At 40.4% G+C, this 743-nt stretch carries 1 protein-coding gene; it reads left to right on the top strand.

The window, feature by feature from the left end; all coding sequences use genetic code 11:
• Nucleotides 1-743 (top strand): toxin-antitoxin system YwqK family antitoxin (locus A3729_RS04435; RefSeq protein ID WP_197475557.1); only part of this gene is annotated, 743 nt, incomplete at both ends.

Below are 743 nucleotides of genomic sequence, written 5' to 3'. Positions count from 1 at the left end.
CATCAATTGCAGTTTCGAAGCATTGACTCTGGCAGAGCCGAACATGTTGAAAACGTGTACTTACAAATATTTCCAATTTGGCTTAACTGTAGAAACTTAGGTTTCGATGAGGATGGATACTCGACTTACATAAACGAATTAGACGACAGTGAGTGGGAAGCACACTGTAGCAATAATCTGTTGCACGATGGCAGTGGAGAGTCTGAATACGCGCTTACGAGATTTGATTCAGATACGGGGGAAAAGTTGCTAGAGGTATCTTTCATAAATGGTATCGATCAAGGAATTGCTGTTGTGTATGAATACTTGACGGAAGTTGATCGTGTTACAGAGGTTGCACACGATGGGTTCATTTTCGATAGCAATCTTGCTTTATCAGTAAGACACCCTGATGAGCCGCGAGAGTTATTAGCCGATTCCAGAAATGATGGAGAGTTGAGAGTTTATTATAAGTCAGGGAATCTTTTGGCAGAGATGACTTACGAAAATGGACTAAAGGAAGGTTCGGACATTGGGTACTTTGAAAGTGGCCAAATAAGTGATCAAGCTAATTATGTTAATGGGCTCCGACAAGGTGCTTTTGTTATCTTCTATGAAAATGGCAATGCGCAGGAAGTATCAAACTATCTCGATGATCGCCTACATGGAAAACTATTCAGTTATGATGAAGATGGAAACCTGTTATTCGAGCATATCTACAAAAATGGAGAAAAAGATGGGGAGCAGATACATTACTGGGAAAA

The sequence above is a fragment of the Oleiphilus sp. HI0043 genome, assembly GCF_001634935.1.
The sequence above is the reverse complement of the archived record's forward strand: the minus strand, read 5'-3'. Positions and strand labels throughout refer to the sequence as shown.